A 15,298-nucleotide genomic window follows, 5' to 3' on the forward strand; every position below is an offset into this window, starting at 1 on the left:
GGTCAGCGCGCAGATTCGGCGACGACGGTCTGGTTCTGCTCGCCGAGCCCCGCAATGCCCAAGCGCATGCGCTGGCCGGGCTTCAGGTAGGTGGGCGGCTTCTGACCCATGCCCACGCCGGGTGGCGTACCGGTGGAGATGACGTCGCCTGGCTGCAGGCTCATGAAGCGGCTCAGGTAGCTGATCAGGAAGGGAATCCGGTAGACCATGGTGCCGGTGTTGCCGTCCTGGTAACGCTGGCCGTCAACCTCCAGCCAGAGATCGAGGGCGTGCGGGTCGGCTACCTCGTCCGGGGTTACCAGCCAGGGGCCGAGGGGGCCGAAGGTGTCACAGCCCTTGCCCTTGTCCCAGCTGCCGCTGCGCTCGAGCTGGAACTCGCGCTCGGAAACATCGTTGACCACGCAGTAACCGGCGACATGGTCCATGGCCTCGGCCTCGCTCACATAGCGGGCCTCCTTGCCGATCACTACGCCGAGCTCCACTTCCCAGTCGGTCTTGGTGGAGTCGCGGGGGATGATGACATCGTCGTCGGGGCCACAGATGGCGCTGGTCCACTTGTTGAAGACCACTGGCTCCGGCGGCACCTCGGCGCCGGCTTCGGCGGCGTGGTCGGAGTAGTTGAGGCCGATGCAGATGAACTTGCCGGTGCGTCCCACGCAGGGGCCGAGGCGTGCAGAGGAGACCTCCGGCAGGCTAGAGGGGTCGAGTTCGGCCAGTCGGGCCAGCGTCTCACGGTCCAGATGACGGCCGTCGAGGTCGGGCAGGTGTGCCGAGAGGTCGCGGATCACGCCGTTGGTGTCGAGTAGACCGGGTTTTTCTTGGCCCTGGGGGCCGAAGCGCAGCAATTTCATGGAGTCTCCTTGCGATTCAGAGCAGCCAGCCGCCGTCGATGACTTGGGCGGTGCCGGTGGTATAGGCGGACTCGTCCGCGGCGAGATAGGTGGCCAGGGCGGCGATCTCCTCCGGCGTGCCCAGTCGCCCCAGCGGCTGGCGTGCTAGGAAGTCGGCCTTTACATCGGCCTCCGGACGTCCCTGCTGGCTCGCCTGTTCGCGGATGCGCTGGTGCAGCGAGGGGGAGTCCACGGTACCGGGACAGATGGCGTTGCAGCGGATGCCCTGATTGATGAAGTCTGCAGCAATCGACTTGGTCAAGCCGATCACCGCAGCCTTGGTGGTGCTGTAGGCGCAGCGGTTAGGCACGCCCTTGAGGCTCGAAGCCACCGAGGCCATGTTGATGATGCTGCCGCCACCGTTGTCGATCATGGCGGGAAGCAGGACACGGGTCAGGCGTGCCATGGAGGTGACGTTGAGGGCCAGTGACAGCTCCCAGTCGGCATCCGTGCCTGTGAGCACGGAGCCGCTGGCCACATAGCCGGCGCAGTTGAAGAGCACATCCACTGGCGGCAATTCGGCGGCCAAGGCGTCAACGGCCGCTGCGTCGAGCACATCAAGGTGTCGTGTCTCGATGCCTGAAATGCCCTCCAGCTCGCGAAGCTTCTCGGTGTCGATATCGGTGGCGATGACCCGCGCGCCCTCGGCGGCGAATTGCAGAGCCGTGGATCGGCCGATGCCCTGGCCGCTGGCGGTGATCAGTGCCGTCTTGTCCTTCAATCGCATGATGCAGGCTTCCTGGGGTTGTGTCGGTTGTTGGGAAGGAGCCGTGGTGCCTTGCTGGTATGACAGGATGCTAGCCTGATGGTAGGTCAAAGTATGGCGCAAGGCGAAAAAACCAGCAACGTGAATCTTGTCTCGAAGTTGAGCATGCACACGGGTGTGTCGTCGTTTACTGATGGCATGCAGTCGTGAAGGCGTCCAATGCCTCGCCCTTGACGGCGATCACCAGGCCGGGGTTGGTGCAGAACTGTCCGGCACCCATGTTCAGCGAGCCCACATGCGCGTTCGACCTCGGCCGCGTCAACGGAAGGCGCTTCACTCCGCTCATGAAGTCGTGCTGTGCATCGGCTCCGAAAGGGTCTCCGAGAAAGGCACCTGGGTGGCACGGCCTGTGCCGTGACGGTTTGGATATCCTGCCATTGCCGTTAGCATAATATCATGGTGTCATACCAGCACGACGGTGAGGTTGTCCAGCCACACTGCCCGCTGCAACGGCATGGTGCATTGCCTGTGACAAGCCTGAGGTGGCTACCGATGCCTCTCGCCGTTGGGGCGAGAGCCAGGTTAGCGGGAAGAGCTGCTCTCATCGAAGCCGTAGGCCAATGCAAATCGAACCGATGGAGGGTCCCGTGCCTGACGTGACACGAATTAACAGCAGCATGGCCAATGGTCATATCGCGATCGTCCACTTGGGGTTGGGGGCATTTCATCGCGCTCAACAGGCGGTCTACCTCGAGCATTATCGCCAGCGCACGGGTGATACCTCCTGGGGCGTGAGCAGCGCCAACCTGCGGTCGAGCATCGACCTGGTGGATGGCCTGCGCGAGGCGGGCTATCGCTACCATGTGGCCGAGTATGCCGACAGCGAGACGGTGACACTGCGTGAGATCGGGGTGATCGAAGAGGCACTGTTCACTGGCCGTGATGCAAACGGGCGCTGGGGTCGCGACCTGGAGGCCCTGCTGGCTCGTATGGCGTCGCCCGAGACGCGCATCGTCACCCTCACCGTCACCGAGAAGGGCTACTTTCTCAATCAGGCCAGCGGTGAGCTGCTCGCCGATGATCCCATGATCGCCGCCGATATCGCCTCGCCCAGGGCGCCGCATACCGCGCTGGGTATTCTGGTGGAAGCGCTGGCGCGGCGTAGAGAGGCGGGTGTGCCGCCCTTCACGGTGCTCAGTTGCGACAACATGCCGGACAATGGACATCGCACCCGCAATGCCGTGATCCAGATGGCCGAGCATCGCGACGCCGCGCTGGCGGAATGGATTTCTGCGGAGGCTGCTTTTCCCTGCAGCATGGTCGACCGTATCGTGCCGGCCATGACCGAGGCCGATTTCACCCAGCTCTCAAGATTGGGTATAGAAGACTCCAACGCCGTTGTGTGTGAGACCTTCGCCCAATGGGTGGTGGAAGACCACTTCCCGCTCGGGCGGCCGGACTGGGAGGCAGACGGGATCGAGATGGTCGCCGACGTCGCGCCCTTCGAGACCATGAAGCTGCGCATGCTCAACGGGAGTCATTCGCTGCTGGCCTACCTGGGCGCACCGGAGGGCATCGAGACGGTGTATGACGCCGTCAGCCGCAGCGATCTGCGCGCTCTGTTGCGCCGCTACATGCTGGAGGAGGCGGCGCCGACCCTGGCCATGCCCGAGGGCATTGACCTCGTGGCCTACGCCGACTCTCTGATGTCGCGCTTCGCCAACGACAGCCTGCGCCACCGGCTTCACCAGATCGCCATGGACGGCAGCCAGAAGCTGCCGCAGCGCTGGCTGCTCGGCACCCTGGCACGCCGCGAGGCGGGGCTGGCGGCGGCCTGCACGGCGCTGGGCATGGCCGGCTGGATCCGCTACACCGCCGGCAGGGATATCCAGGGCAACGTCTACGAGGTGGATGACCCCCTGGCGCCTCGCTTCGCGGCGCTTCACGAGCGCCATGGACAGTACCCCGAGGCGCTGGTCACGGCCTTCCTGGCCATGGACGACGTGGTGCCGCCGGCACTCGCGGCTGACACCGTCTTTGCCGAAGGGGTACTCACGGCCTATCGCCTCCTGACCGAACAGGGCCTCGAGGGGGCGCTCGCCACCCTGGCGCGAGGCTGAAAGGAGATCCCCCATGGAACATACCTGGCGCTGGTTCGGCCCGAAGGACCCTATTCGCCTCGACGAGATCCGTCAGACCGGAGCCACCGGCATCGTCACGGCATTGCACGAGGTGCCCAACGACAGCGTCTGGTCGCTGGAGGCGATCCGCGAGCGCAAGGCGATGATCGAGGCCGCCGGCCTGTCCTGGTCCGTGGTGGAAAGCGTGCCGGTGCCCGAGGCAATCAAGCAGGGCCGGCCCGAACGCGATGCCCTGATCGCTACCTACTGCCAGACGCTGCGTCACCTGGCGGCCTGCGGCATCGACACCGTCTGCTACAACTTCATGCCGGTGCTCGACTGGACCCGCACCGACCTCGGTTGGTCACTGCCGGACGGGGCACTAGCGCTGCGCTTCGACCAGACCGCCTTCGCCGCCTTCGATCTCTTCCTGCTCGAGCGTCCCGGGGCCAAGGCAGAGTATGGCCATGAAGAGCAGGCCGAGGCCCGGCACTACCTTGATAGTCTTGATGCGCACGGTCGCGAGAAGCTGGTCAATACCCTGATTGCCGGCCTGCCGGGGGCCGAGGAGCACTACACCCTCGAACGCTTTCGCAGCGTGTTGGCGGACTATGCCGAGATCGATGCCGAGCGGCTGCGTGAGCATCTCGGCTACTTCCTGCGAGCGGTGATCCCGGTCGCGGAGGAGGTAGGCATTCGCATGGCGATTCACCCCGACGACCCGCCCCGGCCGCTGCTGGGGCTGCCCAGGGTGGTTTCCAATGCGGACGACGCCCGGTGGCTCCTCGACGCCGTGCCCAGTCCGGCCAATGGTTTGACGCTGTGCACCGGCTCCTATGGGGTACGCACCGATGTCGACCTGGCCGCAATGGCCCGGCGCTTTGGGCCGAAGATACATTTCGCCCATCTGCGGTCGACGCGGCGCGAAGCATCGGACCCGCGCTCCTTCCATGAGGCGCCGCATCTCGACGGCGACGTCGACATGGTGGCGGTGATCCAGGCGCTGGTGGAGGAGGAGCGTCGCCGCGAGCGCGAAGGCGGCTCGCGCCTGCCGCTGCGCCCCGACCACGGCCACCATATCCTCGATGATCGACACCGAGACACTGCCCCGGGCTATCCACTCTACGGTCGGCTTCGTGGCCTGGCCGAGCTGCGTGGGGTGGAAGTGGCGGTACGCCGATTGACGACCTGAGCGACTCTCCAAGGCAACGGGCCCCTCGAGAGATCGGTGGGCCCATTTCCTTCAAGGCAGGTCAGTAGACGACTTGGCGTGCCAGCCAGCCGCCATTCTCCGCCAGGGCGTGGCCATTGACGTTGCAGCCGGTGACCAGGGCCACCCGGACATGAAGAACAAAGCGGGTCACACGGACCGCCAGGCAGCATCGTTGACCAGGCTGATCGGGCGCTCTCCCCTGAGCGCCAGGATCAGGTTGTCCACGGCCCGCTGGGCCATGGCGGTGCGCGTCTCATGAGTCGCCGAGCCAATGTGCGGCAGGGCCACCACATTCGTCATGTGCGGCAAGGGCGATTCCGGCGACAGCGGCTCCTGCTCGAAGACATCCAGACCGGCGGCACGAATGCGGCCCATCTCCAGCGCCTCGATCAGCGCCGCCTCGTTGACCACCTTCCCGCGGGAGATGTTGACGAAGATCGCGGAGGGCTTCATCAGCGCAAATTCTCGCTCGCCGATCAGATGCTCGGTATCCGCGTTGAGTGGCACGGTGACACAGATGAAGTCCGACTCGGAGAGCAGCGCGTCCATCTCATGGTGCTCGGCACCGAGCTCCGCCTCCAGTTCGGGCTTGGGGGAGGCGTTTGAGTAGAGCACCCGCATGCCGAAGCCCAGGGCGCCGCGGCGCGCCACGGCGGCGCCGATTCGCCCGAAGCCGATCATGCCCAGGGTCTTGCCATGCACATCGCTGCCGAATCGCTCGGGGCCGATCCCGGCCTGCCAGTCGCCACGCTTGACCCACTCGGCCAGTTCCACGGCGCGCCTAGCGGCGGCCATGATCAGCAGGAAGCCGGTGTCGGCAGTGGTCTCGGTGAGCACGTCCGGGGTGTTGCACAGCAGGATGCCGCGGCGGGTCAGCGCATCGACCGGATAGTTGTCGTAGCCCACCGAGATGGTGGCGATCGCCTCCAGATGGGGAGCCTCGTCGAGCAGTTGGGGGGTGATGGCCAGGCTGGCCCCGATCAGTCCGTGAGCGTCGGGCAGCGCTGACCGGAAGGCGGGGTCGTCGGCGGAGGCCAGGCCGGGAAAGTTCAGGACCTCGAAGTCATGGCCCAGCTGGGCCAGCTGGTCGTCGTTCAGGCGGCCGTAGGCGAGAATGCGTTTCTTCATTGTTGAGGCTCCTTCCGGGCGACGGGCATTACGCCTACTGGGCAGAAAACTCGGCTTCAAGCATCGTGAGACGATCGCGACTGGGCAGCCCCTCCATGTCGCCCACCACCTGAATCGCCAGTGAGCCGATCAGGTTGCCGCGGCGAACCGCTTCCTGGGGAGAGCGACCGTCGAGCATGGCGCTGACCACGCCTACCGCAAAGCCGTCGCCGGCGCCCACCGTATCCACCACCTCGCCCACCGGGAAGCCAGGCATGGTGAAGCTCTCCTGCTGATCGCCCAGGTTGCCTCGATAGTAGCTGCCCTCCGGCCCCAGCTTGATGATGACCGCCTTGGCGCCACGCTCCAGGTAGAAGTCGGCGATCGCCTCGGGCGTGTTTTGCCCGGTAAGCAGGCGACCCTCGGCCAGGCCGGGCAGCACCCAGTCGCTATGGGTGGCCAGGTCATTGAGGGTGCTGCGCATCTCTTCCTCGCTGCGCCACAGGCTGGGGCGAAGGTTGGGATCGAAGGAGATGCTGGCGCCGGCTTCGCGGGCCTGCATGAGCATATGTCGCGACAGCGCTCGGGCACTGGACGAGAGCGCGGGAGGGATGCCCGTGGCGTGCAGGTGGCGCAATGCTGAAAAGTCGACGGCGCGCGCATCGGCGGGGGCCATATGGCTGGCGGCGCTGCCACGGCGGAAGTAAGTGACCCTGGGGTCGGCGCCACCCAGGGCGCGCTCCTTGAACACCAGGCCGGTGGGGTGGTCTGGGTCGATGGTCAGGTGCCGGCAGTCCAGCCCCTCGGCCTCCAGAGTTCGACGAATGAAGGTGCCGAAGTCATCGACCCCGACCCGGCTCAACCAGCCGACGTGAAAGCCCAGCCGGGCCAGCCCGATAGCGACGTTGGTGTCGGCTCCGGCGATGCGGCGCTGAAAGAGTTCGACGTCAGCCAAGTCGCCGGGGCTCTCGGCGACGAACATGGTCATGGCCTCGCCGAAGGTGAGGAGCTCGGGGGCGGGAGAAGCGGCGGACATGGAGGGCCTCACAGTCGTGTGGATCGTTCTGGCGTCGAGGGCCAGGAGTGTGCGGGTGGCCGCCAGGGTCACGTTTCCGTCCGCACAATGGCCTTGGGGTCTCCATCGCCGCCCGATAGGAAAACTTGGATGGTTCGGGACAGGGTTACAGGATTTTCAATCGGTTGGCCATGGGAGTGCTCGTTCAGGCCGCGTGCTCCACAGCCTAAATGGAACCATTTCCATCGTAGGCTCACGGTACAGGCAAGACAAATGCATAACGGCTTGACGAGAGATGCCAAGGCCATGGCAGCACATGGTTCTGCTTTTCAGCCAGAATGGGAAACAGCTGCCGCTTTCGCTTTGGATGGGGGCATCAACGAAAAAAGCGCCCGTAGGCGCTTGATTCGTCGACTTGTTTGGTGGAGGCGGCGTCCCATAAAAAGGCCGATCAACCTTATGAATATAAAAGGTTTTTTATAAGATCATATTTTAATATGCCCCTAAAAATGCCCCCTTTAGTTGCCTTATGCCTTACCGGGGACAACACAATCACAACATTGATCAGGTCAGCGTAAACGCCATGGCCCTTTCTCTCCAACTCTCTCGGTCAGGCCTTCGGCCTCGAGAATGCGCATGATGGCAACACCCCAGTATTGCTGATGGGACTCGGTCGCTTTCCGTTGATCCCCCCAGCCAAGCCCACACTCTCTGAATATTCGCGCCAGTCTGATGCCCTCTTGCCCGGGCTGGCATTCAGGCCGGGACCGCATGTAATCGAGAAACAGCCTCTTGGCCTGCTCTCTGATACTCCATCCCCGTTGCTCAAAGCTTTCCATATTCCGCTCCATCCAGCCTTGCCGCTGTGCGGCATCATAAATACTGTCCTACGTATCACTGCTGCGTGCGGACCTCCCTCCCCGCCAGCAGCTTCAGGATCAGCAGTGCAAACTGGCGGCCGGTCTTCTCGTCCTCCAGCAGCGGCATGCTGAGCTTCTCGTGATCGCTCATGGCATCCAGCACGGCGTCGGTGACCCGCTTGGGGAAGAGCCCGTGCATGACCTGATCCTCGTCATGATGGCGGATCTGGGCCATGACGGATGCGTCGCGTTCGATGCGGTCGGCGATGCCGTTGGCGAAGTGCAGCTTGTCGTCGTCGCTGATCTCTGCGCCGTAAAGGTCGTTGAGGGGGGGCAAGCCTTCGAGTTAAGGCCGCTGCCCCAGCATGGCCAAGTCCGCCCGGACTTGAGACGGCATCCGACATATTGCCGGAGAGCTTGTGACAACGCTTCACATTGAAGATGGTGATAGACATGTGGCCCCTTAAAAATACCAGGAAACCCCAAGGCTCACCTCGTGAGCGGTGTCATCCCCCTCCACTCCGGCGCGCAGATCCAGCGCATTGTTCACCCCCACCCGATGCTGGAGCCGCCACTGCGTGCGGCGTCCAGCCTCGCCCTGCAAGGAGTTGGAGTGGGTGAACTGCAACAGGGTGCGCTGATTCACACTCCAGTCGCTGAGCGCGCCCACTTGGGCCATCGGCGCTACCGGGCCGGCTTGGTGGCGCTCGCTACGAAACTGCCCCCCCACCATGGCGAACGGCAGGTAGCGGCCAAGACGGTGGGACTTGCCGGCCAGCAGCGTGATGTGGCCGTCCAAGCAGTCTCTGCAGTTCAGACGAGAGCGCTCGATGCCGGCGGAGGCGTGCCAGGCCATACCGGGCAGGGCCGGCAAGGGCACGCTGCGCGCATGCAGGTTGGTCACATGAAACAGCTCAAGGCGATTCAACTTCGGCCCGTCATCACCGAGGTCAACTTCGATGCGCCCGATTTCCAAGGCGGCATTTGGCATGCGCGTCGAGTTGGCGTCGAGCAGGTCATACTGCAGGGGGCGCAGGGTCAACCGGGAGGAGGCGCCCAGCGCTTCATGGTAGCTGCCCTCCACGCGCACCAGTGCCGGCGGCGTGGCCTTGTGCAGCGGCACCTGCTCACCGGGCTCCAGCGGCTCAGTGCCCCCCGGAAGCTTGAGGCGAGCCTGCAAGAGCTGCCTCTCTCGCTCGGCCAGGCCCGGCTCGTCCCCGGTCTGCTTGAGGAAGGCCGCATGCCCGAGCAGGGTATCCAGCACGGTGGCCTGGCGTTTGGGTGGGAGCTGGCGGAAGGGCGCCGCTAAAAGGTCGAGGCGATTGATCTCGGGCCATACTGCCCTGGCCGCCTTCTGCTCCGGTGCGGCGAGGTCGTGATAGCGCCACTCGGTCTGCAGCCGCCGCGAGGGGATATGCTCTGTGCTTTTCAGCAGCGGTCTACCCTCCACCTCGGCCTCGCCTAAGCCGCGCACCAGAGTCTCCGGCGCCACCCAGGGCGCATTGCCTGGGGTAAGGTCTTCCTCCACCACCAGCTCCAGAGTTCGGGCGATGCGCGAGGCGCAGTTCTCGGTGAGGAAGAGGTAGTCATAGTCCTGTCCGATCACCTCGAAGAGGTGGGCCACTAGCAACTCGCGTTCCGCCTCAGGCAGGGAGAGCCGGTAGTGCCAGAGGTCGCGCATTTCGCGTTCGGAATAGAGCGCGGTGTTTCGATAGAAGGGCGCACGCGAGTATCGGGCCACGTAGCCGCCGAGCAGACCCTTGGCCATGTAGGTGGCGAGGCCCTCGTCCTCGGGCACGTCGGCACCGAAGTTGAGGCTGGTATCGAGCAGTCGCGACATCGTGGCGTCCTGCTCATCGTCCTCTCGTTCCAAGTGCAGCATCAGATGACCGAAGAAGGAAGCGGGGTTACCCAGATAGCCTGAGGCGAACATCAGCCCGACCTCGGCGCCAGCATGTTTCTGTTGCCAGGACTCCCATTCTGGACATTCGGCATCCGGCCATTGTTCGCCGGTCATACGACTCAACCATAGGGCACGGGCCGGGAAACGGCAGCGGGCATGCACTTCCCCTTCTTCCGGCGCTTCACGCAGCGCCGCCAGGGTGGCAGCCAATTCGGCAGCGGGATCGTACTGGCCATCCTCGGCCAGGAAAAAAGCATCATCGAGCACTGCGCTACGCGGTTCGCTGAAGATACCGTCGCGGTCGAAGTGCAGCAGGGAACTCCACCGTGAATGGTCGGACAGCGCGGTATCGGCAGCCTGGGCGCTACCGGCATGCAGGAACAGCAGAGCCGAGAGCGTCACCAGTAGGCGTCGCATGGGCGAAGTCGTCCTTAGCTTAGGTATTCGGGGGGAGAACGGGGCCGGGCAGCAGTGCCTCGACCCCGTGCAACACTTAGCTGGCGGCGCAGCTAGCGGCAGCCTGGTTCAGGCTGTTGTAGTACTGGAAGGCCTTGTCAGCATGGGCCTGCTCGGCATAGTTGGCGGTGGCACTAGCCTGCTCTAGGTCGGCGCGCAGCTGGCTGACCACACCCTCGCGGGCCTCGCGGCTGCAGTTCATCAGGCCCAGTGCTGCAGTGAGGTGTTCACCCTCACCCATGGCGGTTTCCATGGCCAGCTGGTCGTAAGTCTGGTCAACGAATTGAGCGACCTCGACTTCCTTGCTTTCGCAGGTCTCCGGAGAGATGGTCGCGGAGGTCACGGCGGTGGTGCCTGAATCCCAGATCACGTTGGAAAGTGCAGCGGCAGTGCCGTTTTTATCAAAGATGGCCGCGCCAATACCACAGTGCTGCCAGGGGTTGATGTTGTCATTGGTGGCGGCGGAGGCGCTGGTGGCACCAATTATCATCATACTGCCGGCCAGTACGGCCGAGGTGATTGTCATAAGTTTCATGCGTTCAGTTCCCTTTTTTGCAAATTGCCGGCCTCATTTTCTTGCTTATCGAGAGGGGCCGGCGACTCCCGATACTCTTCTGATCTGACTGGAAGGTTTCGCCATGAGGTTGCGGTCTAGGGAAGGCCAGATGACGAGGTCAAGTTCCCTTTGGACTTACGACAACCCCACACATTCGAAACCATCGATGAAAGCGTCAGACCCGCCAACGATTGACGTACTCAGACCTCCCGTTGCCAAAGTATTCCTGCTGCCAGGGAGGTCCACCAAAGCCATCATCATGGGCCCGCTTGGCGGCCACCTGGCTGACGCCTGCATGGCCTCCCCACTGCCGCTCAATACCCGGATCGACGTTCGCCAGGGACGGATGGGAGTGGGTTCCACGCCCAGCAGCGCGATAGAGCTTCTCGACGAAGGTGGGACTGGCCTTGCCGATGTCATGGCAGGCGGCCACCAGTTCGGCACCGTCGGGGAAGAGATGGGCTTTGAGGGGAGTGGTGTAGCGACTCGTGAGAACCCGTGCCACCTCGCCCACGATCTGGCAATGATTGAAGACATTGCGACCGAAGGTCACATCACCGGCGTCGGTCACGAATGTCTTGGCGGGGCACCGCTCATGTGGAATGGCGGTGACCGGTGATGAATTGGCCTTTTTCGATCGTCGCCGCATGAAGCAAAGCCTCCCACAGAGCCGGATGATGTTAGGTGCCGGCTGTTATATCAGTGAGAGGGAATGAAGTGAGAGAGTCAACTCGGCTTACATCGATTGTCGCTTATCTCTTACATCCAGAGGTGGGATCCTGAACCATTGTTGAATCGGGTGTCGCCGGAAGTTTTCGGCCACGGCCGTCTTGTAGCTCGCGGCACCCCGGAACGGCAGGAAGCAGCATGGCCACGGACGGCCAGACCTTCCTTCACTCGAGAGCCTCCAGGGCTTCCTCGTGAGTGGTGGTCAATCTGCCCGACAACTCGCGTTGCTCCTTCCAGGCCTGGACGGTGACATGTTTGCCGAGCAACTCGAGGTTCTTCGGTTTGTCCGGCCACTTGACCTTCTTGAGCAGGCCAACCAGCTGCCGCTCATCACCATGGCCTTCCCACAGCTCTGATAGGTCCAGGGCGCTGATGGTGGTGCGCCAGACCCTCGGCCAATCTCGAAGAGGCTTGAGCCTTCCGTCGTCGTCGAGGATGTCGATGACGTCCATCTGGTCGATCTCCACCAGGCGTTGGAGAACATAGTTGGCGTCGACCTGGGTGCGCTCACTGCGCTCCTGGACGCGGTCGTCTATGGCGGTGGCGATGTCAGGTTTTGACAGGTTTTCGGCGCCTACCTGCCGGGCGGTCTTTTCACTGTAGCCGGCACGGATGGCCGCCTGGGTGGCATTGAGGTCGATCAGATATTCATCTACGAACCGGGATTGCTTTGGCGTGAGTCGAACTCGGGTCATGAGGCGATCCTCTCGGATGGCTGGACTTTCATTATATCTCGATCATGAAGTAAGTTGATATCAGCAATGAAATCAACGGGTCATGAATATCGCCCGCCATCGTCGTTGACACCCTGTCAGCTCACCGCTAACGTCCATCTCAGCGCCGATTTGACCACCAGCTTGCGGGCGCTCTACAAATTCAGCTAAAGCGACCCCAGAGGCCCGCTTTAGCACACGCTGAGTGGGTTTTTTGTTGCCTGGCCTTCGGGCCACCGCCGATTTAAGCACCAACTTGCGGGCGGGATAGAAATGCAGCTAAAGCGGCGCCGTGACTCACATCCCCCGAGTCGGCGCTTGCCGACCGATACCAGGGGTAGCCAGGAGTTCACATGCCCTACCTTCATCAGCCGCCCCACGACCTCGGGCTGGATGTCTGGCTCAAGCAGCCTGAAAACCGCGTGAGCGTTCCCGACGATGCCGATCTCGCCTGCCTGCAGGAGATCCACCTGGGCATCGTGGACGTGATCCCCGAGGCGCTGTTCTTCCGTCGCCATGACGGCTTGGACGAGTTGTGGGCCGCTGGCCTGACCCACGGTGCCCCAGGCAAGCCGCGGGAGGAGCAACTGGCCAACGCCTATCAGCAGGGGCGCGTGGCCTGGGCCGGTAGCCAGGGAACCCGCGCCACCGGCGCCGAGACCCTGTTTCGTGCCCTGACCGCCGCCCGCCACGGTCATGTCTGGCCCGAGGCCTTCCGCGAAGGCCCCCTGATCACCGAGTCTGCCCATCGCCGCATCGTCGGCGAGTTGGAGGCCGAGGTTGAGCGCAACCGCCAGGAGGCCGAAGTGCAGGCCCAGGCACCGATCCTCGTGTTGGCCCGCAGGCTGGGCCTGCGGCCCGAGCCCGCCGGCCGATCGCCTTCCGCCTGGTACGCCGACTGCCCAGGAAAGAGCCATCGACTGATGATCAGCAGCAGCTCGGATCAATTCGGCTGCGGCTACTGCCGTGTGAAGGGTGGGCCCGGCGAGCTGGACGCTCTGGCCACCGAGCGAAAGGCGACCCGCTCATGACTCGCCACTACCTGCTCACTTCGGCCGCGAGGATATCGCTCTACCCTGGGAGGAGACGCCTCGAATCGAGCACCTCAGAAGTAAAACTGATCCGCTTCGACGGCGGATTCGCTGACCACAACTGGAAGGAGAGTCCTGATGGGCAAAATTATCAACAAAGGCTTGGCGAAGCCGGACGATCCGATCTTCTCGACTGGGCCCGAGATCAGCTCCAACCACACGTCCAGAGGGTCTTCGAGGACTTCATCCGCCACTACGGATGGAGCAGCCCAGGGTCACGATGACCGCGTTGGAGACTTCGAGGACGAAGCCGATCAGGACTCGAGCCAGGCCAGTGCTCAGCGCCCGGAAAAGGAGCGTCAGAAAGAGCGGGAGCTCTTCGCCGGCATGATGCGGACGAGACAGTTTCCAATCGACCAGAGGCTCGACAACGACGCGACTGAGAGCAGCAACAGTGCCGCTTCACCGCCGGCTGACCTGGTCGGTCTGGTAGCCAGGCGTCACAAGGTTTCCAGATAAAAAGCTCAGCAGATGATCGACGATACCGGGGTGTACTAGCCGCCCTCGAGTCCACGGCAGAGTTCGAGGGCCTACCCAACAACCGCGAGCTGGCCTCTGCTTCTCGCCGACAGGAGACAGTGATGAAGGACGACCCGAACCGGCCGGAGACCGAGGAGGACGGCAAGCAGTTCGGCGCCCTGCGTATGGCGCGGTGGAAGCACCAGAACAAGCAGCTTCGCGAGCAGGGCAAGAAGGGCAGTCCGAGCAAGCGCTGAGGCCCCTCCCGGTCGCACCGAGTGTGCCGGGTTTTACTGGCCCCGAGCCACGCAGCCATGCTCGACCGCCCTTCGGTGACGACGTGATCTTCTAGCAACAATTCATCAGCGATTCCAGCGGTTCCGATTTCCCGGGTCAAGCAAATCCTGGCGCGTCTACTAAGTGGCTATTCAAAATTAATCGCGCACTCAGTCCCGTAGCCGCCGAGTAGGCGATAGACCTCGTTGCAGAGGTGATCAAATGAGAGGTAGGCACTCAACGGCAGCCATGCGTACTTCATCTTCCGCCACAGAATTTCTATCAGGTTCAGCTCCGGCGAGTAAGCCGATAGGTAGACCAGGTGCACACGATGCGACATCCACTCCACAATCTTCCTTCTGAAGGCCTTGGAGCGATGCATGCTGGCATTATCGAGCACCACGACGGCGAAGGTATCGGGGTCTTTCTGGGCCACAAATTGATCAAATGCTTCGATGACCGTATCGGTAGTCACCGGCTCCGTGCTGGTATGGTAGACCAGCTTCCCGTCTCGGCTGAGGAACCCCAGTACATTCAGCCTTCGGCTACGTGAGTAGGCAATCACCTCGCAGGGCTTACCGATAGGGCTCCAGGCGTATGGCACCGGAGATGATTGTGAAAAGCCCGATTCATCGAAGTAATAGAGCTCGTGCTCACCCAGGTCTTCCCGCTGCTGGAGCACCTTGAGGAGGCCCTGTGTGTTGCGGAAATCCGTTTCGTCACGCCGTGCCTTCAATGAATGCCGAATACGTTTGAAGCTGAGCCTATTTTTTTCAGCGCCCTGCGGAGCGTCACCATGCTAATGTTGTTCCCCGTCTCTTCCTGAAAGCGGGCATGCAAGGAGCGGAGCTGATGTGGCTGTTCGGCGACCAGTTCCTGCAGTCGCCGGTGGTCGTTGTCATCCAAGACCGGCGTGCGGCCACTGCGCGGCTTGTCGATCAACCCATCGAGCCCCGCCGCTTCCCACTGTTTAAGCCATCGAGATACGGCATCACGGCGGACCTGCAAGATCTCACTGATCTGGCCGATGGTATGGCCTTGATCACTCAGCAAGATGGCATGCGCACGTCGGCGTAGGGCGCGCTTCTTACCATGGTGATAGGCGGAAGACAGCGTCTGCTGCTCGGGTTCAGTGAGAGGGGCAACGAAGCGCCTTGCCATGGTTCCGTCCGTGTCAGGTATCCTACAGACATTATGCACGAAA

At 63.0% G+C, this 15,298-nt stretch carries 15 protein-coding genes and 1 riboswitch; of the genes, 5 read left to right on the forward strand and 10 right to left on the reverse strand.

The genetic code is table 11. The features are described 5' to 3' along the window. Nucleotides 1-2: 2 nt before the first annotated feature. Nucleotides 3-851 (reverse strand): fumarylacetoacetate hydrolase family protein, encoded by an 849-nt coding sequence (locus ABE960_RS10740; protein WP_349762262.1) that lies wholly within the window; start codon nucleotides 849-851, stop codon nucleotides 3-5. A 16-nt stretch (nucleotides 852-867) separates the two neighbouring features. Continuing rightward, the gene (locus tag ABE960_RS10745; RefSeq protein ID WP_349762263.1) at nucleotides 868-1,617 is read right to left on the reverse strand and encodes an SDR family oxidoreductase; all 750 of its coding nucleotides are present in this window, start codon (nucleotides 1,615-1,617) and stop codon (nucleotides 868-870) included. 614 nt (nucleotides 1,618-2,231) lie between these two features. Between ABE960_RS10745 and ABE960_RS10750 the strand changes: the two genes are divergently transcribed. Then, nucleotides 2,232-3,716, forward strand: a complete 1,485-nt coding sequence (locus ABE960_RS10750; protein ID WP_432765366.1) for a mannitol dehydrogenase family protein — start codon at nucleotides 2,232-2,234, stop codon at nucleotides 3,714-3,716. Nucleotides 3,717-3,729: 13 nt separating this feature from the next. Continuing rightward, entirely contained in the window at nucleotides 3,730-4,908 is a 1,179-nt protein-coding gene (uxuA, locus tag ABE960_RS10755; protein WP_349762265.1) for a mannonate dehydratase, read from the forward strand. Between the two features lie 168 nt (nucleotides 4,909-5,076). On the opposite strand, the gene ABE960_RS10760 is transcribed toward uxuA, so the two are convergent. From ABE960_RS10760 to ABE960_RS10790, 7 genes are all read right to left on the reverse strand, one after another. Then, nucleotides 5,077-6,057: a 2-hydroxyacid dehydrogenase gene (locus tag ABE960_RS10760; protein WP_349762266.1), complete on the reverse strand. Its 981-nt coding sequence runs from the start codon at nucleotides 6,055-6,057 to the stop codon at nucleotides 5,077-5,079. Between the two features lie 34 nt (nucleotides 6,058-6,091). Next, a complete protein-coding gene (locus tag ABE960_RS10765; protein WP_349762267.1) occupies nucleotides 6,092-7,072 on the reverse strand; it encodes a sugar kinase in 981 nt (326 codons plus the stop codon). 873 nt (nucleotides 7,073-7,945) lie between these two features. After that, the gene (locus tag ABE960_RS10770; protein ID WP_349762268.1) at nucleotides 7,946-8,248 is read right to left on the reverse strand and encodes a hypothetical protein; all 303 of its coding nucleotides are present in this window, start codon (nucleotides 8,246-8,248) and stop codon (nucleotides 7,946-7,948) included. 126 nt (nucleotides 8,249-8,374) lie between these two features. Next, the gene (locus tag ABE960_RS10775; RefSeq protein WP_349762269.1) at nucleotides 8,375-10,231 is read right to left on the reverse strand and encodes an Lnb N-terminal periplasmic domain-containing protein; all 1,857 of its coding nucleotides are present in this window, start codon (nucleotides 10,229-10,231) and stop codon (nucleotides 8,375-8,377) included. A gap of 76 nt (nucleotides 10,232-10,307) precedes the next feature. After that, nucleotides 10,308-10,805, reverse strand: a complete 498-nt coding sequence (locus tag ABE960_RS10780) for a DUF3015 family protein (RefSeq protein ID WP_349762270.1) — start codon at nucleotides 10,803-10,805, stop codon at nucleotides 10,308-10,310. Between the two features lie 196 nt (nucleotides 10,806-11,001). Beyond that, on the reverse strand, nucleotides 11,002-11,475 hold the full coding sequence (locus ABE960_RS10785) for an HD domain-containing protein (protein ID WP_349762271.1): 474 nt from the start codon (nucleotides 11,473-11,475) through the stop codon (nucleotides 11,002-11,004). A gap of 244 nt (nucleotides 11,476-11,719) precedes the next feature. After that, nucleotides 11,720-12,250 carry a terminase small subunit gene (locus ABE960_RS10790; protein WP_349762272.1) on the reverse strand — a complete coding sequence of 177 codons (531 nt, stop codon included), beginning with the start codon at nucleotides 12,248-12,250 and terminating at the stop codon, nucleotides 11,720-11,722. 132 nt (nucleotides 12,251-12,382) lie between these two features. Beyond that, nucleotides 12,383-12,460, forward strand: a riboswitch (SAM riboswitch). A 161-nt stretch (nucleotides 12,461-12,621) separates the two neighbouring features. Here ABE960_RS10790 and ABE960_RS10795 point away from each other — a divergent pair. From ABE960_RS10795 to ABE960_RS10805, 3 genes are all read left to right on the forward strand, one after another. Continuing rightward, on the forward strand, nucleotides 12,622-13,299 hold the full coding sequence (locus tag ABE960_RS10795; protein ID WP_349762273.1) for a hypothetical protein: 678 nt from the start codon (nucleotides 12,622-12,624) through the stop codon (nucleotides 13,297-13,299). Nucleotides 13,300-13,437: 138 nt separating this feature from the next. After that, complete coding sequence (locus ABE960_RS10800) at nucleotides 13,438-13,818, forward strand: hypothetical protein (RefSeq protein WP_349762274.1); 381 nt, start codon at nucleotides 13,438-13,440, stop codon at nucleotides 13,816-13,818. A 122-nt stretch (nucleotides 13,819-13,940) separates the two neighbouring features. Continuing rightward, entirely contained in the window at nucleotides 13,941-14,075 is a 135-nt protein-coding gene (locus tag ABE960_RS10805; RefSeq protein ID WP_349762275.1) for a hypothetical protein, read from the forward strand. A gap of 167 nt (nucleotides 14,076-14,242) precedes the next feature. On the opposite strand, the gene ABE960_RS10810 is transcribed toward ABE960_RS10805, so the two are convergent. Next, a protein-coding gene (locus ABE960_RS10810) for an IS630 family transposase (protein WP_349762276.1) occupies nucleotides 14,243-15,255 on the reverse strand; the annotation gives its coding sequence in 2 pieces (ribosomal slippage) (nucleotides 14,243-14,868 and nucleotides 14,868-15,255; 1,014 coding nt in all). Between the last annotated feature and the right edge of the window lie 43 nt (nucleotides 15,256-15,298).

The organism is Halomonas aquatica (assembly GCF_040196335.1).
Taxonomy (GTDB): domain Bacteria; phylum Pseudomonadota; class Gammaproteobacteria; order Pseudomonadales; family Halomonadaceae; genus Halomonas; species Halomonas aquatica.

Excerpts from the sequence above, each read along its gene's own strand:
- ABE960_RS10740 (WP_349762262.1), bottom strand. The coding sequence starts at position 851 with ATGAAATTGCTGCGCTTCGGCCCCCAGGGCCAAGAAAAACCCGGTCTA.
- ABE960_RS10745 (WP_349762263.1), bottom strand. The coding sequence starts at position 1,617 with ATGCGATTGAAGGACAAGACGGCACTGATCACCGCCAGCGGCCAGGGC.
- ABE960_RS10750 (WP_432765366.1), top strand. The coding sequence starts at position 2,232 with ATGGAGGGTCCCGTGCCTGACGTGACACGAATTAACAGCAGCATGGCC.
- uxuA (WP_349762265.1), top strand. The coding sequence starts at position 3,730 with ATGGAACATACCTGGCGCTGGTTCGGCCCGAAGGACCCTATTCGCCTC.
- ABE960_RS10760 (WP_349762266.1), bottom strand. The coding sequence starts at position 6,057 with ATGAAGAAACGCATTCTCGCCTACGGCCGCCTGAACGACGACCAGCTG.
- ABE960_RS10765 (WP_349762267.1), bottom strand. The coding sequence starts at position 7,072 with ATGTCCGCCGCTTCTCCCGCCCCCGAGCTCCTCACCTTCGGCGAGGCC.
- ABE960_RS10775 (WP_349762269.1), bottom strand. The coding sequence starts at position 10,231 with ATGCGACGCCTACTGGTGACGCTCTCGGCTCTGCTGTTCCTGCATGCC.
- ABE960_RS10780 (WP_349762270.1), bottom strand. The coding sequence starts at position 10,805 with ATGAAACTTATGACAATCACCTCGGCCGTACTGGCCGGCAGTATGATG.
- ABE960_RS10785 (WP_349762271.1), bottom strand. The coding sequence starts at position 11,475 with ATGCGGCGACGATCGAAAAAGGCCAATTCATCACCGGTCACCGCCATT.
- ABE960_RS10790 (WP_349762272.1), bottom strand. The coding sequence starts at position 12,250 with ATGACCCGAGTTCGACTCACGCCAAAGCAATCCCGGTTCGTAGATGAA.
- ABE960_RS10795 (WP_349762273.1), top strand. The coding sequence starts at position 12,622 with ATGCCCTACCTTCATCAGCCGCCCCACGACCTCGGGCTGGATGTCTGG.
- ABE960_RS10800 (WP_349762274.1), top strand. The coding sequence starts at position 13,438 with ATGGGCAAAATTATCAACAAAGGCTTGGCGAAGCCGGACGATCCGATC.
- ABE960_RS10805 (WP_349762275.1), top strand. The coding sequence starts at position 13,941 with ATGAAGGACGACCCGAACCGGCCGGAGACCGAGGAGGACGGCAAGCAG.